Source organism: Priestia sp. VA7 (genome assembly GCF_055710015.1).
Map to the genome: position 1 here is coordinate 28,208 of NZ_JBVQPN010000007.1, position 22,585 is coordinate 50,792.

Consider the following 22,585-nt stretch of genomic DNA (forward strand, 5'->3'; position numbering starts at 1 on the left):
GGGCTGTGATAAATCTCACAGCCCCATCTTTTTTTCTTTGTTATTCTATAAGTGTAGTGATAAACCCCTTATTATTGAAGAGCTTTTCACGCATGGACAAATTACCCATATCTAGCATGTGAAAAGAGCAGGTCGCGTTTGCGATCTGCTCTTTTTGCGTAAGGCAATAGGAAGTATTCGGTTAGATTATTTTGAAAGAAGGAGTGACAAATCTCACAGCGCATTCTTTTTTCTTTTGTTACGATATACATATAGTTGGCAAACTCCTTATCGAAAAGTTTTTCGCACAACAACACATTACCTATGCGTAGCAATTAAAAAAGCAGACCGATGACGGTTTGCTTTTTTAATTATATTTTACCATTAAATAACTTTTTGGGTTATAATTGTAAAATAACCTTTGTTACTAGAGAGGGGATTGTTTTTTGAATAGAAAGTTAGGAATTCTTGTTTTATTAGCTTTAGCCATCTTATTTGCCGGGTGTTCAAAAGAAGAAGACAACGTTCCTTTAAGAGAACTAGAAAAGATAAGTATTAACGTAATCAAAGAACAAAAAATGAAGCAAGGAATTTCATATGAAATGGAATTAGTAAACAAGAGCGATTTGACCATCAAACAAAATAATGTATTTTTATCCTATCCTTTAAAAATGAAAAACGGTTATTCTGATAATAAATTTAAGGTGTTAGCAGAAGGAAATAAATTAAATATCAAGCCAAAACAAAAGGTGAAGTTAACGGCATTTCTTCCTTACAAAGGAACTAATAAAGAAGCGTTAGGTATTGATGAGCCTGACGTAAAGTGCATAGGGTATTGGAATAAGCTTGATGATTACCATCAATTTTCTTTTGGAGGATCCTTGAAGCAAGAATAATATATAACTATTTGTTAAATGGTGGAACTGAGCGTAAGGGATTGATAAAGGCGGTGAATGAACAGTGAGTGTAGACACGGGTAGATTGATTAGCTTCTTTATTTTATGGGGAACACCCGCTGTTTTTAGTATAGTAGAGTACTTTAAACTGAGTAAAACTGAAAAAAATAAAGCGATACGAGACTTAATATCTTTAAAATCTATTGTAACAACAGGTTTTATATTGACCGGAGGAGTGATAGCGAGTTTAGGGAGGTTGTTATCTCTGCTGCCTCTCCAGGTTATAGGTGCTTTTATTTTAGCAATGGGTGGTATTGTTGGCGCTATTGAAGCATGGAAGGTAAAAAGAAAGAATAGTATTGTTATCCTTGTTTTAATAGTATCTATGATTGCTCTTACATTTATAATATAAATTCTGCATGTAACAAGAGCTGCTCAAATCATGAGCAGCTCTTGTTAGTTTCTTATTTATTGCGTCTCCAGCTGCTGGTCTTTTTTCTTTAACGTAAGAGCGAGCAGGAACGAAACGACGGCGAAAGCGATGGCTACATAATAGACGGTATGTACCCCGCTTGTCATACTTTTTATTTGTAACAGCGTTTTATTCGTTTCATTTGATTGTTGAATAAAGTGCTGAGAAGCCATGGTCATAATACTTGTATACAAAGCGGGTCCAATCGCGCCTGAAACTTGGTTAATCGTATTTGAAATGGCTGAACCGTGAGCATGAAGCGGTTTTGGCACTTGATTTAAAGCAAGCGTCATCACGGGACCGATGTTTAAACCTACGCCATTGGTTGATTCCATGAAAACAGCTCCCTGATATAATTACTAATTGATCGGTCAGTATAATGGTAGCAACCCTATACGGATCAGTCAATCTAGACGTTTAGGTCTTGTATAGGAGTGGAGATTGACGTTAGTTTGACAGGTGTAAGCATTGCTTGAAATGTTAAGAATAAGATTACAAAGTATTTTGGATCTATACTTCTATTACTGTTAAAAAAATATGATCCAGTAATGAAATTAAAAGAAGACGAGAAGCGTATAGCATGTTACGATAGGGACGGTATAGAAATTGACACATATCTGTTTCGAATAGAAGAGACAAATTTTAAAATTTTTAAATGTAAGGTTGTGATTCACCTGAGACTGAATAAATTTATTAGCGAATCTGGCAAAGCGTCAAGACGAGGGGCAGATAAGTTAATTAGTGAAGGAAGAGTAACCGTTAATGGAAAGGTTGCAAAAGTCGGAGATCAAGTTAAGCCTGGCGATGATATTCGAGTAAGCGGCCAACAGCTTCGGATTGCTCGAAATAATGTATATATTGCGCTTAATAAACCAGTCGGCATTACAAGTACGAGTGAAAAAAAAGTAAAGGGAAACATCATTGATTTAGTCAATCACCCTTTGCGTATTCACCACGTTGGACGACTTGATAAGGATTCAGACGGCTTAATTTTACTTACAAATGACGGCGATATTATTAATGAAATTTTACGTGCAGAAAACAAGCATGAAAAAGAATATATTGTTGCAGTAGATAAGCCAATTACACCAGAGTTTATCAAAAACATGTCTGAGGGAGTGAAAATTTTAGGCACAAAAACGCTTCCTTGTGAAGTGACACAGCTGTCTAAGTATGAGTTTCAAATTATTTTAACACAGGGTTTAAATCGTCAAATTCGCCGTATGTGTGAAGTGCTCGGATATGAAGTGTACCGCCTTCAGCGCACTCGTATTATGAATATCCATTTAAATAACTTACCTGTTGGGCAATGGAGAGATTTAACGAAAAAAGAGCGTACGCAGCTATTCAAAGAATTAGACTATGAACCTAAAGAGTGGTAAATCAAAAGACACCAGCCTGTTAGACTGGTGTCTTTTTTATTCGCATACGACTACTTGTCTAGAAAATACGCTTTTGCGCGCTACGCAGCGATCTGAAATAGAAAAGCCAGCTTCATGAATCATATGGTCAATCGTATCTACTGTAATCACGACTACTTTATCCGCAAAGCGGCGAGCGTGTTTCAAAATAGAAAGCTGATCTTCAGGCGTCGCATGGGTGTAGAGATTGTAAGGCATGTCGATGATAGCTACATCATAGTGAGTTGTAACATCCGAAATCGGTCCCGTTTTGACATCACCGCTTAAGCCGAAATACGCAATATTTTCACGAGATCCGTCGGTCACAAGTGGATTGATATCCCGTCCTACAATATCAATGCCCATTGAAAGAGCTTCTACCAGAACTGTACCAATACCACAGCATGGATCAATCGCTTTGATTCCTTCAGGATTTGGAACGGCAATGTTAGCTACAGCTCTTGCAAGGCGGGTACTGAGTGCCGTAGAGTATTCACGCGGTTTCTTCAAATGATGCAGCCATACAGCTTCACTTTTTTGATATTTTCCAAAATACCAGCGTCCTTCAAATGGAACAATGCCAAACAAATGGTCAGGGTTATGCAAGTCTGCTTCTGCTACAAAATGCCAACCCACATCACGTTCAACAGCACGCTGACCTTTATAACTTATTTTTTGATCTTTTTCCAAGTCATTAATTTTCATAAAAATGAGTTTGAATGTTTGATCTCCAAGGTCAATATCTTCTACTTGTTTGCAAATATCCGCAAGGTCATCTGATTCATACATAATATCTAATCGCTCTTTGATAAAAGGGCTTCTGCTTGGATCAAGTTTAACGGCACTTTTTATGATAGGTTTCTCAGTTTCAATTTCAAAAAGAGAGCGTCTCTCTAATTGACATAGTGAGAGTTCCTCTTCGCTGCATGCGTATGTGTAGATATACTGAGGCAGCTGCGTATGGTTATTCAATATCGTATCATCCTTTATCGTATCTAATTATCCTTCTTCTCAAACAATAGCGAGAAAAGAAGAGAAAAGCAACGAATTTAAATATATTTGGCCGTGAATACTAAATTGAAGCGCTACATAGTCCACTTATTTGACAAAACATGCTAAAATAACTGGTGATAACCTGCATGTGCTGCTGTTTATACAAAAAAACTGGATCAAGGTTTCTCAAAAATCATTTACACACTGCTGACATTTTGATGAATAGGAGAGGCTACGTGATGTCTAAAAGTGATCATGAAAAGCAACAGATGAGTCGGGCTGATATGAAAAAACAAGCTAAAACATCCTCGCAAAACCTTGTGATGAACGTACTCATTGCCATTGTATCTGTATGTATTTTAGCTCTTATTATAAATATTTTTGTACTAATGAAATGAGCCGTTATGCTGCTCATTTCTTTTTATTCGGTTCAGCTTTTAGTGAAGAGTTTGAGCGCTCTTTCACTAGAGAGCACATTTGGAATAGCATATCTTTTTTTACAAATGATAGTTGTGATATGATAAAGCAATAATATATTAGACAAAAAGCTGGAGGTTACTTAGTATGCCATTACTTAGATTTGATGTAATAGAAGGAAGAGATGAAAAAGAGTTAAAAGCATTACTAGACGCTACTCACCGAGCGATACTAGAAGCCTTTGGCGTCCCAGAACGCGACCGCTATCAAATTGTACATCAGCATCCTGCTCATGAAATGATTATTGAAGATACAGGTCTTGGCTTTGAGAGAAGCAAGGATTTGGTTATTATAAGTGTAACGAGTAAACAGCGAACAGAAGAGCAAAAACAAGCTCTTTACAAATTAATTGTAAAAGAGCTGGGAGAAAGCTGCGGTATTCAGCCAAACGACATTATGATTTCAATTGTTGAGAACGGTAATGCTGACTGGAGCTTTGGCATGGGAGAAGCTCAATTCTTAACTGGGAAATTATAAAACGGTTTATTATCTAGAGAAGCCCTTATTTCTAAGGGCTTTTTCTCATTTTGTCTATAAAAATATTATTCTCTTAGTCACATCTTACTCAAAATTAAATACAGACATCTGTCAAATGAATGATACAATAAGCTTATATGCCGTTTTGAGTAGAAAAACCAAAAAAGAGTTCGGCGTACTAACTGCAGAACAACAATAATTTTACATAAAGATGTAAAGATTTAAAGGTTAAAAGAGAAATGTATAAAATCTGTAAAACAAAAGAACAGTTACGCCTTAAATATAGTAGTAAAAGGTTCTTCACGTGTTTTTTCGGATAATAAGAGAAAGTAATTTTGATCATTGAGGAGGAACTTAGAATGTTTGGATTTGATGCAGATGTATCGCCATTAGTGCGAATTAAAGTAATTGGAGTCGGCGGTGGAGGAAATAACACCGTTAACCGTATGATTGAACATGGTGTACAAGGGGTAGAATTTATCGCCGTTAATACAGATGCTCAGGCGCTTAACTTATCTAAAGCAGATGTGAAAATGCAGATTGGTGCGGCCTTAACGCGAGGATTAGGTGCAGGAGCTAATCCAGAAGTGGGAAGAGAAGCAGCCGAAGAAAGCAGAGAACAAATTCAAGAAGTACTGCAAGGCGCAGATATGGTATTCGTAACAGCTGGCATGGGCGGAGGAACCGGTACTGGAGCAGCTCCGGTTATTGCCCAAATTGCCCGTGAACTAAATGCTTTAACAATTGGAGTAGTCACTCGCCCGTTCAAGTTTGAAGGAAATAAACGTACGAAGCAAGCAGTAGGCGGTATTACTGCGATGAATGAATCGGTAGATACCCTTATTGTGATTCCAAACGACCGCTTGCTTGAAATTGTCGATAAAAAGACGCCTATGCTTGAAGCATTCCGTGAAGCAGATAATGTTCTTCGCCAAGGTATTCAAGGTATTTCAGATTTAATCGCTGTTCCGGGGCTGATTAACCTTGATTTTGCTGATGTAAAAACAATCATGTCTAATCAAGGATTTGCGCTTATGGGTATCGGACGAGCTTCCGGATCAGACCGGGCAATTGAAGCAGCGAAAAAAGCGATTTCTAGTCCGCTGCTAGACGCATCGATTGATGGAGCAAGAGGCGTGCTGTTGAACATTACAAGCGGCAGCAGCCTGAGTCTTTACGAAGTACAGGAAGCAGCAGATATTGTCACGTCGGCTTCTGATCAGGACTTAAATATGATTTTTGGATCCGTGATTAATGAAGATTTAAAGGACGAAATGATGGTAACCGTTATTGCCACTGGATTTGATGATGAAGATGTTTCACCATCAGCTTCTACTTCTAGAGTTTCAAGAGCACGCTACTAAATTAAATAACCAGCTTTTATGGTGGCAATTGTTTTTCAATTGCCTTAAAAGGGAATCCGGTGCAAATCCGGAGCGGTCCCGCCACTGTAACAAGGAGCCTTATGCCAAAAAGCCACTGTCTATTTAGAGACGGGAAGGCGGTATAAGGCAATGACTTGAAGCCAGGAGACCTGCCATAAATCGCAACACACAATAACCTACGAGGATAGGGAGGTGTTTTGGCAGAACCAAAAATAGGATAAACAAGGAATACGTTTATCTGAATTTGTTGTGAAGACAAGCACTTCTTTTTAGAAGTGCTTTTTTGTGTATTAAAATAGAAGGTGGAAAAAGCAATGATAAATAATAAAAAATTCGTATCTATGATATTTCTTGTGTTACTTTGCCTCACTGCTTGCGCTCCTAATGAAGAGAGCATAAGTATAAAAGAAAGAAAGAAAACGGATAAAAGTGTGACGTTTTTATTTAATTTTACATCTGCAACGCTTGATCCTCATACGGATGATAATTATACAGCAGTTCGTGCGGGAGTAGGGGAGACGCTTGTTAAAATCAGCAATGATTTAAAAATAAAGCCCTGGCTTGCTGAAAAGTGGAAAACGGAAGATAACGGTCTTACGTGGACATTTACGATAAGAAAGAATATTACGTTTCAAAATGGTAAAGCGCTAGATGCAAATGCCGTTAAGTCTTCTCTTCAAAGAACGATAGATCAAAGTTATGCGATGAAAAACGCTTTAAATATTAAAGAAATGAAAGCGAACGGTCATGCGCTGACAATTACATTAAAAGAACCAATGCCTAAATTTCCTTCTGAGTTAGTGCATCCAAACACAGCTATTATAGATATTGATGTTTCTAATATAGCTAAGAAGCCTATTGGCACAGGTCCATTTCAAGTTTTGACTTTCGATCAAGGAAATCAAGTGAAGTTAGAAAGATATGAACATTATTGGAATGGGAAAGTAAAATTGAAAAATGCGATCTTTGCATTTAACGAAGATGCTAATGCGCGAGTTGCGGCTCTTCAGTCCGGAACAGCCGATATTATTTATCGCCCGCCTTTAGAAAGTTTGGGCACTTTACAAACAGATCCGTCTTTTAAGGTAAGTGGAGTACCCAGTGTGCGTACACATTTATTACTTTATAATCAAACCAATGACGCATTAAAAGACGAAAATGTAAGAAAAGCTATCGATACCTTACTGAACCGAAAAGAAATTGTCAGCAGCATCATGAACAATCAAGCGGCAGCCGCTCGAGGTCCATTTTTACCCCAATTTCCTTTTGCTGATAATAATGCTAATGAGCAAAGAGGTATGCCATCTGCTAAAAAATATTTAGAGAAAGCAGGCTATCAAATTAAAAATGGCAAAACAATCAAAAATGGAAAGCCATTATCCCTCTCTCTTGTCACATACAGCTCTCTGCCGGAACTTCCTTTGATTGCTCAGCTTATACAGTCTAATGCGAAAGAGTTAGGAATTACTATTAAGATTCATCTCGTTGAGGACAGCGATGAATATGTAATGGCAAAAGACGATTGGGATTTAGCACTGTACAGTCTTATCACTGCACCTAGAGGAGATGCAAGCTATTATTTAAGTACGAACTATTTGCCGGGCGGTGGTTTAAATGCCAGCCGGATTGATAATGATAAGCTAACAAAAATGATTCAGCAGTTAAATTTAACCATAGATGACGCAAAGCGAGATCAGTTAGCTAAGCAAGCAACCGCTTTGATTAATGAGGAAATGCTGACATCATCGATTGTACATCCAAACATTGTTGTTGCTTATAATCAAAAAGTGAAAAACTGGACCACAAATCCAAGCGAGTATTATATGCTCACTCAGCATTTAGACGTAACGCCATAGTCAATATTGTGTTGTTCCTATAGGAAAAAGAGAAAGTATACAATGATAGATAAAAGGATGTGACAGTAAACGTGCAAGAAGTACAAATGTATCAAATTAAAGAAGTAACAGAAAAGGATGCTGAAGTGATTCAGTTTGTCATGAATATGCGGAATGAGCTATTTCCTATGATGGAAAAAAATCAGCTTCCTGTGGATTTGCTTCATTTTAATGAATATTATGTTCAAGCGAAAGGCGCTGCTTTTTTTGCAGCTGTCACGGAAAATCAACAAGTAATTGGAACAATGGGTTTATACGCTTACGATGGAAGGTTTCATGCATTAAAAAAGCGATATGAACATAAAACTGCAGCCGAGATTGTAAAATGCTATGTCGATCCAGCATACCGGCGTCTAGGCATTGGACAGCAGCTGTTAAAAGCAGTGGAACAATTTGCTCAAAGTCATTTTTATGACACGTTGTATCTGCATACTCATCCTTTTTTACCGGGGGCTATTCCATTCTGGACTTCACAAGATTTTATCGAAAGGCTTGCTGAACAGGATGAGCCATGGAATACGCTGCACATGGACAGAAAAATACAACCGGTCGTAATGTAACGATATTATACAGTAATTACCATAGAATCTAGATAAGAGCTCATGCTATAATGAGCGTACTTCCATTTATAGCCTGTAGGGCAAGTCCTTACAGAAAAAAACCACGTTTCGAATTGGCTGAAACGTGGTTTTTTTCTATGAAAAACAAATAACAAAATATTTTTAAAAATATCTATGAAATCGCTTTCAAAATAATGAAATATATTATATAATTACTAGTGTTGTGTTGTACTTTGTTAGTGTTAAATCAATATCCTACATGTGTGAGCCGATTGCCTTATGGTAGTCGGCTTCCTTTTTTATGATAGAGTCTAAAGGGAAATAGCATTCGTTAAAATGGCTGTAATTGTCATCACAATAGTTGTCCCAAAGGCCCACTTGAAAAGAAACTTTTGATGCTCCCCGAAATCTACTTCAACCAGCCCAATCAGAATGAAAGTAGCGGGTACTAAAGGAGATAGGGGAAACCCAGTTGTGGAATGTCCCAATAAAGCTGCTCGTCCTATTTCTACAGGGTCTACACCAAAATTAGCTGCTGTATGGCTAATAACAGGTAAAATGCCAAAGTAATAAGCATCAGGTGAAAATACAAAGCTGAGAGGAAGGCTCGTTATTGCTACAACTAAGGGAAGGTGAGATCCCAGCCATTCAGGAGTGAGGCTGACAATGGTATTAGCCATGGCATCCATCATTTTTGTTTCTGTAAAAACGCCTGTAAAGATTCCGGCTGCAAAAACCAACGTACTAACCATTACAAAGCTGTTTGCATGACTTAAGATTCTTTCCTGCTGTTCTTTTGGGTGAGGAAAATTAACAAATAAAGCAATGGCAAAAGCAATAGCAAATAAAATAGGAATAGGGAGTATGTCTACGACCAAGAGAGTCATTAAGCACAGTGTCAATAAGGCATTAAACCAAAAGAGTCTAGGTGGCTTCCCAGGGGTCTCATGAACTGAAAGCTGTTCAGCAAAAGCCATTGATGAACCTTTTAAATGAATGGTGCCTAAGCGCGCTTTCTCTCTCTTTCCGAGTAAGTATGCTGAAAATAAAGTCCACATCAATCCCGCTGCCATAGCTGGAATAAGAGGGTTAAATAGATCTGATACTTCTAATTGCAAACTTGCTGCGGCTCTTACGAGAGGACCTCCCCAAGGAATCATATTCATAACACCTGCGCTTAAACTAATAACACAAGCCAGTATTAGTCGGTTCATTCCCAGTTTTGTGTACAAAGGAAGCAAGGCGGAAACTGTAATTAAAAATGTAGAAGAGCCGTCTCCGTCCAAGCCAACAAGCATTGTAATAACGGCAGTTGCCATTACGACTTTTAAAGGATCGCCTTTCACAATGTTTAGGATACGAGAAATCATAGGATCAAATAAACCGACGTCAATCATTAGTCCAAAATATAAAATAGCAAAAACGATCATAATGGCCGTAGGAGCTACTTTTAAAATACCCTTCATCATCATATCGCCCATATCGGCACTAAAACCTCCAATTATACCAAAGAGGATAGCGACAAAAATAAAAGCAACAACCACGGATAAGCGTTTACTAATGACAAGAAATAGAAAAGTCGCAATCATTCCAAACCCTAACAAAGAAAGCATTATCCATCACCTCTTAAAAAGTTAGAAAATTATATTAATTTATATTATAGCACTAGATTTAATGTTAAAGTTTGGTATTTTTAAATAAGATAGCTTCAAATTAAAACTAAAACTAAAAAAGCCGCCTTATAGGCGACTGGTTTAAGCTAGGTCAGCTGTTATGGACTGCTTTTGAAGGTGATCAGACAGCAGGCTGTAAGCAATAATTTTGTTTTTATACTGTTTTACGACATCGACATGATCATCATAACTGTATACGCATAATCGAACATCTTTTTTTCCTTTTTTCGTATCGATAACCAGTGGAGTTTCACTGTCTTCTAGGTGCTTATAATAGTCCTTATTTCCTTCATGGACATAATATTGTTTTAAAAATGTTGCTTTATTAAAATAATCAATCACTTGCATTTTATTTTTGCCTTCTAAAGGTTTCCCATCAACTGTGATAGTAACGCTTTGGTCATCAAGTGTTGGATGTAATTGAAATTTAGTCATAAGCCATTTGACCACTGGAGTTGGAAGACACGTTACTAATATTTTGAGCGCACTTACAAGAATAATGGAAAGTAGTACAATCCACGTCATAGTTAATCATCTCCGCTATAGTTTAAATGAAATAAGATTACATACTTATTTTACCACAGAGAACATGAGTACTTTTTGTACATTATGTGAACCTTCTTTAGTGAAAAGATGTATATGAAATGCGTTTATTTATGCACATTTAGGGAAATATAAAATTATAACAAATACTACATATAAAAAAAGGAGAAAAAATTATGTTGTGGACGATTATTGGACTTTTATTTATTTTTTGGTTATTAGGATTAGTTTTTCATATTGGCGGCGGCATCATTCACATTCTTCTTGTCATTGCAGTGATTGTGCTGATCGTAAAACTTGTGAAACGAATTTAGATATAAAAGGCCTTTCCTTAGGGAAAGGCCTTTTATGTGGAGAGATTATAAAAACAAGACGTATTTTGATATAAAAAATCATATGCTTCCATTCCAGAAACTCCTTTGAGACGTGCTATTTCCTCAACGGACTGATGTATCATTGATGGAACCGTTGTCTGGTTTTGAAAAGGTCCTTCAAATGGCCACGGACCATCTGTTTCGACCATCAAGTAGTCAAGAGGGTATTCCATGGCAAGCGCTTGGATTTTAGGCTTATATACAATATCGGGTGTAACTGAAATATAGTAACCGTTGTTTTTCATTCGTTCAACGGTTTGTTTAGCTCCTTTGAACCAGTGGAAGTGAGCTTTAGACACGGAATGTTTTTCTAGTAAGTCACACACAATTTCAGCATCTTCATATACAGCATGCAGAATTAACGGCTTTCTCCACTTTTTTGAATGAATAATAAAAGCTTCAAGCAGCTCCAAATAGGGTTCTAGAGAAAGAGGGTATGTCTGCCTTAAGTAATAAGGTAGACCAACCTCACCAACAGCGATCATTTCTTCATTGTTTTGATCGATCCAAGCAAATAGCTCCGCTAATTCATTTGGAGAAGGCAGCATTTGTTCAGGGTGAAATCCATAGGCGGGTTTCACGCAGGAATATAACTTGCTGATTTTTTGATTAAGTTGGCAAGAGTGTAATGTAGAAGATACAGAAATAAGCGCTTGTAACGAACGATCCTTCTCTATTATGTCTTTCCATCTTTTCGGTTCATATTGATCGAGGTGAATATGCGAGTCAATGATTCGTTTCATAAATACTGCTCCTCCCAGCCCATTTTGTTTAAAAATAATAGGTAAGAAAACGTATGCTTCTGTTAGACCTCCACTTTATTTCTTATTTGTTTTTTTGTTCCCCCATTTAGTAATAGATGAAAACGTATAAATAACAAGAGCTAACCAAATCATTGCGACTCCATGTCTAAAATAAAACCACATCGCATGTTCCTACTAAGGTAAGTGCTTACACAAGCGCGCATGATATGCGTTCCTTCAGTTTATATTCAAGTGGTTATGAAAAACAGTTGATTTCCCCATTAGAAACTGTCAAGCTTAGGGAAGAAGAAAATCTTAGAGGAAAGAATATATAGGTGACGAATATGATCGAAATAAAAAAGTCTACGATAAGCGACGGAGAATTTAATAGAGGTGTATTTGCTAAGCAAGATATAAAAAAAGGAACGCTTATTCACGAAGCTCCCGTAATCGCTTATCCTAATAAAGAGCATGATTTTATTGAGAAAACAACACTAGCGGATTATGCTTTTGAATATGGAGTGAATCATACGGCTATTCTTTTGGGATACGGTATGCTGTTTAATCACTCGTATACACCAAATGCTACGTATGAAATTAATTTTGACAATCATACCTTTGATTTTTATGCATATACGGATATCCAAGCAGGAGAAGAAATTCTCATCAACTATAATGGAGATGAAGATGATCAAGAGCTCCTTTGGTTTGATCGTGAAGATGAAGAAGAACAAAAGTAAAAAGTTAAGCCCATCGAAAATCGATGGGCTTTTTATTATGCTTTTTTATCTGGATACATAGTAGAATTCAAACGGATGAATTGGTAAATATGCGTAATAATAACTTTTAAAACGGCATATCCAGGAACGGCTAAAATAATACCGATGATTCCGAATAAGTTTCCGGCGGTTAGAATGACAAAAATGACCGTAATCGGGTGAATATCCAGGCTTCTTCCCATAATTTGCGGAGAGATTACTTTGCCTTCAAGCAATTGAACAACTGCCCAGACAATGGCCAGTTTTACAAGCATGAAAGGAGACGTAATAAACGCAATAATAATGGCTGGAATAATGGCGATAATAGGACCAAGGTAAGGGACAACATTGGTTACCATGGCGATAATCGCTAGAAGTAATGCATAATCTAACCCAATAATCAGATAGCCAATGAAAAGCAGTACACCTATACAAATCGCAACAAAAATTTGCCCGCGAATATATGCGCTTAATGCGTGGTTCATGTCGGCTAAAATGAATTTAGCTTCAGAACGAGAGCGGTTTGGAAGCAGTTTTACAATGTAATTAGGTAAGTTTTTCCCATCTTTTAATAAGTAGAAAAGAATAAAGGGTAAAACGGCAACCGATAATATAATTTCTGTAATGGTGCCGACAAAGTTCACAATACCGCTTGAAAATCCAGAAACATATTTACTCAAGTGTTTTGATGCATCTTTTGAAATCTTATCTAGGTCCGTGTTAGCCGACTGAAGACCTTGTTCGACATATCGGTTATTCGAAAGGTTCGTCACCGCATGCTGAACGTCATGCGTCAGCTCTGGGATATTATCAATAAGACGGTCAACTTGATTTTTTAGAGGCGGAATAACCGATGAAATAATAATGGCTAATGCGCCGATAATCACTATGTATAAAACAAGAATGGAAATAATTCGTTTTACACCTTTTCGTTCTAAAAAGTCAACAAGCGGATTAAATAAATAAAAGCAAATTCCTGCTAGGATAATTGGCAATGCGATTGTTTTAATAAAAATAGAGATAGGAATTAAAATAAATCCGATTTTTGATAACGAAAAAATAGTCATGCTGAGAATAAAAATAATAATTGTATATACAACAAATTTATTATTTAAGATTTTTTCTCGGAAAAAAGTTCCTTTCTGAGGTCTAGGTTCCAAGCTGTTCAACTCCTTTTAAAAATAAATGTATAGTTATCATACCCTGATTTAGACTAATTTAAGAGGGTTTTTTACAAAGAAGTGTGCATACTAGTAGAAAATCTTCTAGAAAGAAGGGGTGAAATCATTGAAAGAAGACAAACAACCATCGTATGATGATTTCTCTACAGTAGAAAAAAGCCATGAGTATATAACCGCTGAAGAATTTCCAGACGGTCCTTTCGGCTCTCCTGTTAATCAAAAACTGGGGAAATCTACTTCATGGGAAGAAGGGCAGCGAACGTATAGCGCATTTAATTATGAAAACAAAAATCTTCATGAAAAAGCGCAGAGATTATTTCCAGGCGCTCATCCTGTACATGATAACCCAGAGGAACATGAACAAAATCCAAGTTAATGTCTTTATTATGCTCTGAATATATTGCCCTATCTTTTTGCTGAATTATGTTGACAATAAGCAATTTAGCCTGTAATATAAAACGTAACTTATCACTGTTTCTACAGGATTCGACAAAATTTGATTTACTTAAACTTGTGATCTCAACTTCTATTTACAGCTATTAGAGCGCTGTAAGTAGAAGTTTTATTTATGTTATCGATCAAAAATAAAAAAAGCAGGTCTGCTCAAGCAGGCCTGCTTTTTTTATTATTGAACAGCGTCAAATTTATTTACTTTCCACTGAGAATTAGATTTATAGAATGTGACAGTTCGTTTTACGCTGCCGCCATCTACAGTTGGAACTGTGAATTCATAAGAGCGAACTGTTGCTGTTTGATACACAAGCTTTGTTTTTGCTTTTGACCACTCTAACATGCTGAATCCGTCGCCGATTGGGTGTGCAAGTTTGCCGTTATATGTGATATAGCCGTAATTTGTTAATCCTTTTTCTACTGCACTATTTGTAAATGTCTCAGATAAGTAGCTTGATAGCTCAGCTTTTGTATCAAATTCAGGGCAAAGATACACGTACTCAGTTCCTTTATATTCAAATGTACGTTCTGTACATGGTTTGTTTTTATAACCGTGCAGAGCACTCCAGAAATGATTGCTGGCACTAGCTGCAATTTTGACAGCATTTGCATCCGTTAATGTTGTAGATGTTGTTTGTGCTGTAACTCCAGTGCTTAGTGTAAAGAAAATAGCGATTGATGATAAAACTAGTCCAATTTTTTTCATTTCTAACTCACTCCTAATTAATTAACCTTATTTATGTAACAATTATGTGTTTTATATTTCTTTTGTTACATTTATATTACAATAAATCTGTAACAAAAGAAAGTGTTTTGGCTTTTTTTTCTTAATTTTTTTTAGTTTTTTACTAGTTTCTAAACTAGGTATAGTAAGAGAATTACCAGTTAAAGGTTGATTTATTAACATTTTCAGGCGTTTCTTTCTACTTTTTAATCTTTTTATTACAAAAATATTGTTTGTAATGAAAATGTAATAAAAGAAGCTTAATACCTTTACGATACAGAAAAATAAAGATAAAACGGTGAAAAAGTGAATGTGAAAACTGTTTTTTTCCTTTTTTTAGGCATATTTCTTTTGCCATTTACAGCTTTTTAGTAGGGTAGATTAAGAGGAGGCGAAAGGATGAAAGGCATTATACATAGTGAAAAAAGTGGAATAGCAGGCATGAAGTACAGAGACCTTCAGGAGATGCATCCTCAAAGGGGAGAAATAAAAATAAGGTTAAAAACAGCAGGTTTAAACCGGAGAGACTTGTTCGTTATGAAAAATAGAGGTAAAGGAGATAAGCCGATTATTCCCGGTTCAGACGGTGCAGGCATTATAGAAGAATTGGGAGAAGGCGTAAAAGGTTTAAAAAAAGGAATGGAAGTAATTGTTAATCCGAGTCTAGAGTGGGATTGTGTAGAACACGTTCCACTTACACCTAAAATTTTAGGCGGTCCATCACATGGAACATTTGCAGAGTATGTAATCATACAAGCGAATAACGTTGTACAAAAGCCAGCTTATCTATCTTGGAAACAGGCGGGGGTTCTTTCACTATCCGCTTTAACTGCTTATAGAGCTCTATTTACAAAAGGCCAATTAAAAAAAGGAGAGCACCTCCTTATTCCCGGTATAGGAAGCGGAGTCGCGACCTATGGATTGTTATTCGCAAAAGCTATCGGAGCTAACGTAACAGTCACTTCTAGAAGTGGTGAAAAAAGAAAGCAAGCTCTAAAGCATGGAGCGAATTATGCATTAGATAGCGGAAGCAACTTAAAAGAAGAAACCAACAATAGAAAAGTAGATATCATACTTGATAGTGTGGGGGCAGCTTTATTTCCTACTTATTTTGAAATATTAAAGCCAAATGGAAGAATTGTTAATTTTGGTGCAAGTTCTGGAAATGAAGTTGAATTACCTCTAAGAACCATTTTTTATCCTCAATTCAACATACTTGGTACGTCTATGGGAAGTCAGGAAGAATTCGTGGACATGATGGATTTTATAGAGAAACATCAAATTAAACCAATCGTCGATCGATTCTATCCGCTGTCAGAGGCAGTTGCAGCTTGCGAACGATTAGATAAAGGAAAACAATTCGGCAATATAGGTTTACTTATTTCAGAATAAAAAAACCCCCAGTGCTAACTGGGGACTTTTTTATATAATCAAACGTTTGTTTAAATGAAAGAAACACGGTAATAACAGTTTTTTAGCGCTTTTTTATCATAACCACCACGCCAATAAAAAGGTAACAAATCCTCCTATTATCAAAAATCCCATGCTGTATTTGAGCGTGTATTTAAACAGTTCACCTTCTTTTCCAGCCAGTCCCACTGCTCCGGCAGCGACAGCAATTGATTGAGGAGAAAGCATTTTAGCCATCACGCCGCCGGCAGTATTGGCCGCTACGAGAATAACCGGCAAGACATTAATTTGCTGAGCTGTAGTTAGCTGCAAGTTGCCGAACAGCGCATTATTTGATACGACAGACCCCGTTAGAAATACGCCGATCCAGCCAAGAAATGGGGATAAAAATGGAAAATAAGCAGCTGATGTAGCGAGCGCCAATCCAAGTGTAGAAGACTGTCCTGAGTAATTTGAAATAAAAGCAAAAGCAATGACCATCATAATAGTAATAATAGGCCTTGATAATTCTTTTACGGTTTCTAAAAGAGTGGTCCATGCCACTTTTGGCGATATGTTAAGCAAGAAAACTGAAAGGATACAAGCAATAAGAATTGCTGTACCTGTTGCTGCAAATACGTCTATTTTTAAGATAGCAGCGTAAGGCGTAGGATCTTTTACTAAAGGCGCTGCTTTAATTACGTGATTGTGTAAAAATGGGACGTTAATAAGCAGGTTCATATGTTCAAGCATTGTTTTGACAAAAGAAATGCTCCAAGCCGTAACGAGTATCGTTAATAGAATAAAAGGAGACCAAGCCTTTAAAATCTGTTTTGGTGACAGGCTGAAGCTTTTAGCCGCTGCCGGGCTTGTTCGTTTAATATAAAAAGCAAGAGCAAGTAAACTCACAATAGAAGATGTGATATTTGGAAGTTCAGGGCCGATGTATGTAACAGTTAAATACTGTGTCAGTGCATAGGAAACGGCTGTGATGCTCGTTGCTTTCCATACGTCTTTTAATCCTTTTATCCCATCCATAATAAAGACAAGTAAAAAAGGGATAAGAAAAGAAATAATCGGAAGCTGCGTGCCAAGAAAATGAGCAATTTCTTTTGGATCTATGCCAGATACTTGTCCTGCGACAATAACAGGAATCCCCATGGCGCCAAACGCTCCTGAAGCTGTATTAGCAATTAAACATAGCGCCGCTGCTTTTAACGGTTTGAACCCAAGTCCAACTAGAAGCGCTGCTGTAATGGCAATTGGAGCTCCAAATCCCGCTGCCCCTTCTAAAAAAGCATTAAAGGAAAAAGCAACAAGCAGCATTTGCAAGCGGGGGTCGTCGGTTATTGAAATAATAGATTGTCTGATGGTAGTAAACTGTCCGCTTTTGACAGTTAGCTTGTATAAGAACACCGCTCCGATAATAATATAGCTGATGGGCCAAAGTGCATACAGAAACCCATAGCCTGTGGCTCCTAAGATCATTGAAGCAGGCATATCATAAAAATAAATAGCAATAATCATAGCAAGAAGCACTGTAATACCAGCAGCAATATGTCCTTTTAATTTCAAAAGAGTTAAAGCAATAAAGAAAAAGATAATGGGGATGAGTGCAATTAGTGCAGAAAGCCAAATATTATCTAACGGATTATATACCTGAGTCCACGTCATATTCATACACCTCTACTACATATTTAAAACAAGGGAGCGGGGGAGTCCCCCGCAAAAATCTTTAGATGTTACACAAAAGCTCTGTCGCGAGTTTGCTTAAGAATGCTAGCAGAGTGCTCGAGCTGCTGCTGTTCGTGAGGGGTTAAATTCAATTCAATAATTTGACGCACGCCGTTTTTATTAATGATAGCTGGTACGCCGATATACACATCAGAAATACCGTATTGTCCTTCTAATAAAGCAGATACTGTTAAAATAGAATTTTCATCATCTAAAATAGCCTTGGTAATACGTACAAGCCCCATTGCAATTCCGTAATAAGTCGCTCCTTTTCGATTAATAATATGGTAAGCCGCATCGCGGGTTTGTTCGAATAGATGCTGCATATCGGGTTCTTTTTCAATAGCGGCAGTATTGATAAAATGTTCGAGCTTCACACCGCCAATTTGCGCGTGGCTCCAAACAGGAAATTCCGTATCTCCATGTTCCCCCATAATATAAGCGTGGACGTTGCGAGAATCTACTTCGAAATAGTCGCTTAACAAGTAGCGGAAGCGAGCTGTGTCAAGAATCGTTCCTGAACCAATTACCCGTTCGTTTGGTAATCCTGATACTTTTTGTGTAACGTGTGCGAGAATATCAACTGGATTTGTTGCCACTAAAATGATGCCGTCAAATCCGCTGTTCATAATATCTTTTACAATGCATTCAAAAATTTTAACGTTTTTTTCAACTAGATCTAAGCGTGTTTCCCCTGGAGCTTGATTAGCGCCCGCTGTAATAACTACTAAATCAGCGTCAGCACAGTCTTTATAATCTCCAGCCCAGATTTTCATCGGTGTGGCAAATGGCATTCCATGATTGATATCACGTGCTTCACCTTCTGCTTTTTCTTTGTTCATATCGATTAACACTAATTCATTGGCAATACCTTGATTCACCATTGAAAAAGCGTAGCTTGAGCCCACAAAACCAGTTCCGATAACGGCAACTTTTCGTGTTTTTGGTGTAAATTGTGTTTTCATTTGTATCATCCTTTGAATTTTATTTTGTGATGTTTTTCACAATGTTAGTGTAACAAGAATAAATTGCTTCAGCTGTGATAAAAATCACACCCTTTAAAAAATAGTAAACAATTTTACAGGGCGATTTAAAAAAATGTCCTTCTACATGAAGTGCCACATTTAGAAAGATCTTAAACGTTTAAAGTGTTGAGTAAAGGCAACTTGTTTTGCAGAAAGCTAAAGAGTTTAACATTCTCTATTTGTATGTTAGCAGCCAATAATGTTTCTATAGACCCACACGAAATCCATTTGTTACACTAAGTTTGCTTATTTTGAATAAAGGAGTGGAAGGGATGGAGAACTACTATGAGCAAGCCCAAAAAGGCGCTTGGGTTAGTATCTTATCATATATCTTTTTATCGACATGTAAACTTATCATTGCGGGTGTCACCGCTTCCTCTGCATTAAAAGCCGACGGTCTTAATAATGTTACAGATATTATTGCATCAATTGCCGTCTTAGTCGGCTTAAAAATCTCTAAAAAACCTCGCGATAATGATCATCCCTATGGACATTCCAGAGCGGAACATATCTCTTCACTTATTGCTTCTTTTATCATGATGGTAATCGGACTAGAAGTATTGGTCGATGCGGGTCAGTCATTATTTATGGACAAATCTGAAGCGCCTAATTTACTGGCTGCTTGGGTAGGTCTTGGAGCGGCTGCTGTTATGGGTGGTGTCTACCGATATAATATTAAGCTTGCTAAAAAACTTGATAGCCAGTCTTTATATGCGGTTGCTAAAGATAATTTGTCTGATGCACTTGTGAGTATAGGGGCTGTCGTGGGAATTTTCGGCTCACAATTCGGCCTGCCCTGGCTGGACGTGGTAGCTGCTTTTGCTGTGGGAATTATTATTTGTAAAACAGCCATTGAGATTTTTAAAGAAGCGGCTCATTCTTTAACGGACGGATTTGATGAAGAAAAGTTAGGGCACTACAAAGAAAGCATCGAGCTTGTAGAAGGTGTAAAAGAAGTAGAAGATGTGAAAGCGCGCAAGCTTGGTAATCAAGTCGTGATTGATGTAACTGTTAAAGTAGATCCCCATTTAAATGTTATCAAAAGCCATGAAATTGCTGATCAAATTGAACATATGATGAACGATGAGCATCAAATTAAAGATACGCTTGTTCATATTGAACCTGATGCATACGAAAAACAAAAATAAGACCAGCACGTTCTTTCGTTATGAAAGGATGCGCTGGTTTTATTTTGCGGGAATTTGAAATAAATCACAAAAACTTCTTCAAAAATGAAAATGAAAAGCCGTTATTAGTAATATAAAGATTTTTGTAGAAGGGTGAGGGAATGAAGAGGTTAAGTGCGAAGCTCGTAGTATTTTTTAGTATTTTTATAGCTATTTTATTATTAGTTGTTTCAGGGGCTGTTTATCAATTTACCAAAACGCAAATAGAAAAAGATGTAGAAATTCAGTCTCAAAGTCAAGTGAAAGAGTTAAAAGAAACCATTCATACGTACTTAGACATGTATAGTCGTTCTTTGCTAACGTATAGTGAAAACGATGTAATTGTTAATTTTGTTAAGCAGGAAGGAGATCAAACAAACCAAGAGAAAAATCCGTATTTTACATGGAACACAGTTCAAAAAGAGTTTACGCAGTTTAAAGAAAAGTATCCAAACCTAGCACTTGAATACATAGGCACTAAAAATAAAGGAATGTATTCTGTTCCTAAACAAGAGTTTGGTTCAAACTATGATCCGACTTCAAGGGTATGGTACAAACAAGCAGTAGAATCACCTAATGAGGTTATTTATACGGATCCATATGAAGATGCAGCAACAAAAAAGACGGTCGTGACAATTGCAAAGGCTATTTTAGATCCAGATACTAAAAATGTGCTGGGCGTTATAGCTACTGATTTAGACTTAGATGCATTAAAAAACATTGTAGGTAAAGCAGAAGTAAATCACGGTGGGTATGCATTTTTATTTGATCAAAATGGCACAGCGCTCGTTCATCCAACAGAAGCTGGGAAAAATTTGATGAATCAGCCATTTATGAAAAAAATGTACGAAGCAGACCGGAATAGAGATTTCATGAAGTATACCTTTCAAGGTGAAGAGAGAGTGATGGCATATGATACTCTCGAAGGGACGAATTGGAAGATAGGAAATGCCTTTATTTATAATGAAATGCTCTCAAGCGCTCATCATTTACTGACTGTTATTGTCTGGATTGCGTTAATTGGCATCTTATTATCAGTGGTGTTAACCATCTTTTTCTCAAGAATTATTACTAATCCGATTCGCCGCTTGAAAAATGAAGTAGCCAAAGTAACAGCTGGCGATTTAACGGTTCAGGTGAAGACGAAGTCAAAAGATGAAATTGGTGAGCTTACTCATTTATTTAATGATATGGTAGCCAAAATGAAAACATTGATTGGCACGGTTCAGACATCTGTTGAGACAGTAAAAACGTCTGTTGAAGACTTGAGTGCCGTATCTGAAGAAGCAACTGCATCCAGTGAAGAAATCGGCCGGGCTATCCATGAGATTGCCAGCGGTGCCACGCAGCAAGCTTCTGACGCTGACTCTACTAATCATAAAACGATGAGTTTATCTTCGCAAATTGAAGAAGTCATTGAACAAAATGCACAGATTAATAAAATGACGATTGAAGCTGTAAGCATCAATGAAAAAGGTTTAAAACAGATGCAGCTCCTTCGCAGCCAAACCACTGAATCGTCTCAAACGATTCACGCTGTTCAAGCTGTAATGGAAGAGTTAACAAATAAGATGAAAAAAATTGAATCTATTATTTTCACGATTAATAGTATTTCAGATCAGACAAATTTACTTGCATTAAATGCTAGTATTGAAGCAGCTCGTGCAGGAGAACATGGCAAAGGATTTGCGGTAGTAGCTGAAGAAGTGCGAAAACTTGCTGAACAGTCCTCTCAGGCCACTGAACAAGTTCGTCATACGATTGCAGCGATTCAAGGTGAAGTCGCTGCTGCGCGTGAAGAATGCAACCGTACAGAAGAGCTTTCAAAGTCTCAAGACTTTGTGGTAGGAGATACAGAACGAGCTTTTCATGAAATTGCAACTACGATTGAACAAGTGGCGGCGGCTGTCGAACATGTGACAAGCAGCATGGACAGTATCGATGAGCATAAGGAAGACGTGGTAGCGGCAATTCAAAGCATAGCAGCCATTGCACAGCAATCAGCAGCAGGAACTGAAGAGATTACCGCTTCCACAGAAGAACAAATTAGAGCTATTTCTACTGTTTCTCAATCAGCGGAACATCTGCAAGAGATTAGTGAAGAATTGGCGAACTTGATTCGTCAATTTAAAATTCAATAGAAAAAAAGAGGCTAGGACAAAAGTATTTTAGTTAAAGGAAAATCCGAACGATGAATTGAGATTCTTGATAAAGAATTCAACTCGTTCGGATTCTTTTATTGATATGGTGAACGCAGGTTTCATGTAGGTATCTCAAGCGGTTCAGCGCAC

The 22,585-nt window shown here is 37.2% G+C and carries 23 protein-coding genes and 1 riboswitch; of the genes, 14 read left to right on the top strand and 9 right to left on the bottom strand.

Annotation, left to right across the window (positions count from 1 at the left end; all coding sequences use genetic code 11):
• The first annotated feature begins 425 nt into the window (after positions 1–425).
• Together AC0C45_RS24955 and AC0C45_RS24960 are read left to right on the top strand one after the other, a co-directional pair.
• Positions 426–875 (top strand): hypothetical protein, encoded by a 450-nt coding sequence (locus AC0C45_RS24955; RefSeq protein WP_034654597.1) that lies wholly within the window; start codon positions 426–428, stop codon positions 873–875.
• A gap of 64 nt (positions 876–939) precedes the next feature.
• Complete coding sequence (locus AC0C45_RS24960) at positions 940–1,287, top strand: hypothetical protein (RefSeq protein WP_472928944.1); 348 nt, start codon at positions 940–942, stop codon at positions 1,285–1,287.
• A gap of 56 nt (positions 1,288–1,343) precedes the next feature.
• On the opposite strand, the gene AC0C45_RS24965 is transcribed toward AC0C45_RS24960, so the two are convergent.
• Positions 1,344–1,682: an MFS transporter gene (locus tag AC0C45_RS24965; RefSeq protein WP_051975641.1), complete on the bottom strand. Its 339-nt coding sequence runs from the start codon at positions 1,680–1,682 to the stop codon at positions 1,344–1,346.
• 339 nt (positions 1,683–2,021) lie between these two features.
• Between AC0C45_RS24965 and rluF the strand changes: the two genes are divergently transcribed.
• Complete coding sequence (gene rluF, locus AC0C45_RS24970) at positions 2,022–2,729, top strand: 23S rRNA pseudouridine(2604) synthase RluF (RefSeq protein ID WP_025601719.1); 708 nt, start codon at positions 2,022–2,024, stop codon at positions 2,727–2,729.
• Between the two features lie 36 nt (positions 2,730–2,765).
• Here the strand turns inward: rluF and AC0C45_RS24975 are convergent, their stop codons facing one another.
• Positions 2,766–3,719: a TRM11 family SAM-dependent methyltransferase gene (locus AC0C45_RS24975; protein WP_047931529.1), complete on the bottom strand. Its 954-nt coding sequence runs from the start codon at positions 3,717–3,719 to the stop codon at positions 2,766–2,768.
• A gap of 260 nt (positions 3,720–3,979) precedes the next feature.
• On the opposite strand from AC0C45_RS24975, the gene AC0C45_RS24980 reads away from it, so the two are divergent.
• The 5 genes from AC0C45_RS24980 (at position 3,980) to AC0C45_RS25000 (ending at position 8,534) form a co-directional block, all read left to right on the top strand.
• Positions 3,980–4,138, top strand: a complete 159-nt coding sequence (locus tag AC0C45_RS24980; protein WP_013081614.1) for a hypothetical protein — start codon at positions 3,980–3,982, stop codon at positions 4,136–4,138.
• Between the two features lie 166 nt (positions 4,139–4,304).
• Positions 4,305–4,694 (top strand): tautomerase family protein, encoded by a 390-nt coding sequence (locus AC0C45_RS24985; RefSeq protein ID WP_016762924.1) that lies wholly within the window; start codon positions 4,305–4,307, stop codon positions 4,692–4,694.
• 359 nt (positions 4,695–5,053) lie between these two features.
• Entirely contained in the window at positions 5,054–6,058 is a 1,005-nt protein-coding gene (gene ftsZ, locus AC0C45_RS24990) for a cell division protein FtsZ (RefSeq protein ID WP_013055240.1), read from the top strand.
• Positions 6,059–6,060: 2 nt separating this feature from the next.
• Positions 6,061–6,250, top strand: a riboswitch (cobalamin riboswitch).
• A gap of 143 nt (positions 6,251–6,393) precedes the next feature.
• Positions 6,394–7,935, top strand: coding sequence for a nickel ABC transporter substrate-binding protein (nikA, locus tag AC0C45_RS24995; RefSeq protein WP_047931531.1), 1,542 nt, complete (start codon positions 6,394–6,396; stop codon positions 7,933–7,935).
• A 71-nt stretch (positions 7,936–8,006) separates the two neighbouring features.
• Positions 8,007–8,534, top strand: coding sequence for a GNAT family N-acetyltransferase (locus tag AC0C45_RS25000; protein WP_047931532.1), 528 nt, complete (start codon positions 8,007–8,009; stop codon positions 8,532–8,534).
• A gap of 311 nt (positions 8,535–8,845) precedes the next feature.
• Here the strand turns inward: AC0C45_RS25000 and AC0C45_RS25005 are convergent, their stop codons facing one another.
• Together AC0C45_RS25005 and AC0C45_RS25010 are read right to left on the bottom strand one after the other, a co-directional pair.
• The gene (locus tag AC0C45_RS25005) at positions 8,846–10,147 is read right to left on the bottom strand and encodes a CitMHS family transporter (protein ID WP_047931533.1); all 1,302 of its coding nucleotides are present in this window, start codon (positions 10,145–10,147) and stop codon (positions 8,846–8,848) included.
• A gap of 141 nt (positions 10,148–10,288) precedes the next feature.
• On the bottom strand, positions 10,289–10,732 hold the full coding sequence (locus AC0C45_RS25010) for a YfmQ family protein (protein ID WP_472928945.1): 444 nt from the start codon (positions 10,730–10,732) through the stop codon (positions 10,289–10,291).
• Positions 10,733–10,926: 194 nt separating this feature from the next.
• Between AC0C45_RS25010 and AC0C45_RS25015 the strand changes: the two genes are divergently transcribed.
• Positions 10,927–11,064 carry a lmo0937 family membrane protein gene (locus AC0C45_RS25015; protein ID WP_013055244.1) on the top strand — a complete coding sequence of 46 codons (138 nt, stop codon included), beginning with the start codon at positions 10,927–10,929 and terminating at the stop codon, positions 11,062–11,064.
• Between the two features lie 32 nt (positions 11,065–11,096).
• On the opposite strand, the gene AC0C45_RS25020 is transcribed toward AC0C45_RS25015, so the two are convergent.
• The gene (locus tag AC0C45_RS25020) at positions 11,097–11,867 is read right to left on the bottom strand and encodes a TatD family hydrolase (RefSeq protein WP_237893395.1); all 771 of its coding nucleotides are present in this window, start codon (positions 11,865–11,867) and stop codon (positions 11,097–11,099) included.
• A gap of 344 nt (positions 11,868–12,211) precedes the next feature.
• On the opposite strand from AC0C45_RS25020, the gene AC0C45_RS25025 reads away from it, so the two are divergent.
• Positions 12,212–12,607 carry an SET domain-containing protein gene (locus AC0C45_RS25025; protein WP_016762930.1) on the top strand — a complete coding sequence of 132 codons (396 nt, stop codon included), beginning with the start codon at positions 12,212–12,214 and terminating at the stop codon, positions 12,605–12,607.
• A gap of 35 nt (positions 12,608–12,642) precedes the next feature.
• Here the strand turns inward: AC0C45_RS25025 and AC0C45_RS25030 are convergent, their stop codons facing one another.
• Entirely contained in the window at positions 12,643–13,785 is a 1,143-nt protein-coding gene (locus AC0C45_RS25030) for an AI-2E family transporter (protein WP_013081622.1), read from the bottom strand.
• Between the two features lie 127 nt (positions 13,786–13,912).
• Here AC0C45_RS25030 and AC0C45_RS25035 point away from each other — a divergent pair, with 127 nt between their 5' ends.
• Positions 13,913–14,182 (top strand): hypothetical protein, encoded by a 270-nt coding sequence (locus AC0C45_RS25035; RefSeq protein ID WP_014461729.1) that lies wholly within the window; start codon positions 13,913–13,915, stop codon positions 14,180–14,182.
• Between the two features lie 249 nt (positions 14,183–14,431).
• Here the strand turns inward: AC0C45_RS25035 and AC0C45_RS25040 are convergent, their stop codons facing one another.
• A complete protein-coding gene (locus AC0C45_RS25040; RefSeq protein ID WP_013055250.1) occupies positions 14,432–14,962 on the bottom strand; it encodes an IseA DL-endopeptidase inhibitor family protein in 531 nt (176 codons plus the stop codon).
• Between the two features lie 417 nt (positions 14,963–15,379).
• On the opposite strand from AC0C45_RS25040, the gene AC0C45_RS25045 reads away from it, so the two are divergent.
• The gene (locus AC0C45_RS25045) at positions 15,380–16,372 is read left to right on the top strand and encodes a zinc-binding dehydrogenase (protein WP_047931536.1); all 993 of its coding nucleotides are present in this window, start codon (positions 15,380–15,382) and stop codon (positions 16,370–16,372) included.
• Positions 16,373–16,468: 96 nt separating this feature from the next.
• Here the strand turns inward: AC0C45_RS25045 and AC0C45_RS25050 are convergent, their stop codons facing one another.
• Positions 16,469–18,049, bottom strand: coding sequence for a lactate permease LctP family transporter (locus AC0C45_RS25050; protein ID WP_034654572.1), 1,581 nt, complete (start codon positions 18,047–18,049; stop codon positions 16,469–16,471).
• A gap of 62 nt (positions 18,050–18,111) precedes the next feature.
• On the bottom strand, positions 18,112–19,068 hold the full coding sequence (locus tag AC0C45_RS25055) for an L-lactate dehydrogenase (protein ID WP_013081626.1): 957 nt from the start codon (positions 19,066–19,068) through the stop codon (positions 18,112–18,114).
• Positions 19,069–19,400: 332 nt separating this feature from the next.
• Here AC0C45_RS25055 and AC0C45_RS25060 point away from each other — a divergent pair, with 332 nt between their 5' ends.
• Together AC0C45_RS25060 and AC0C45_RS25065 are read left to right on the top strand one after the other, a co-directional pair.
• Positions 19,401–20,276: a cation diffusion facilitator family transporter gene (locus AC0C45_RS25060; RefSeq protein WP_016762935.1), complete on the top strand. Its 876-nt coding sequence runs from the start codon at positions 19,401–19,403 to the stop codon at positions 20,274–20,276.
• A gap of 140 nt (positions 20,277–20,416) precedes the next feature.
• Entirely contained in the window at positions 20,417–22,435 is a 2,019-nt protein-coding gene (locus AC0C45_RS25065; protein ID WP_047931538.1) for a methyl-accepting chemotaxis protein, read from the top strand.
• Positions 22,436–22,585: the final 150 nt, after the last annotated feature.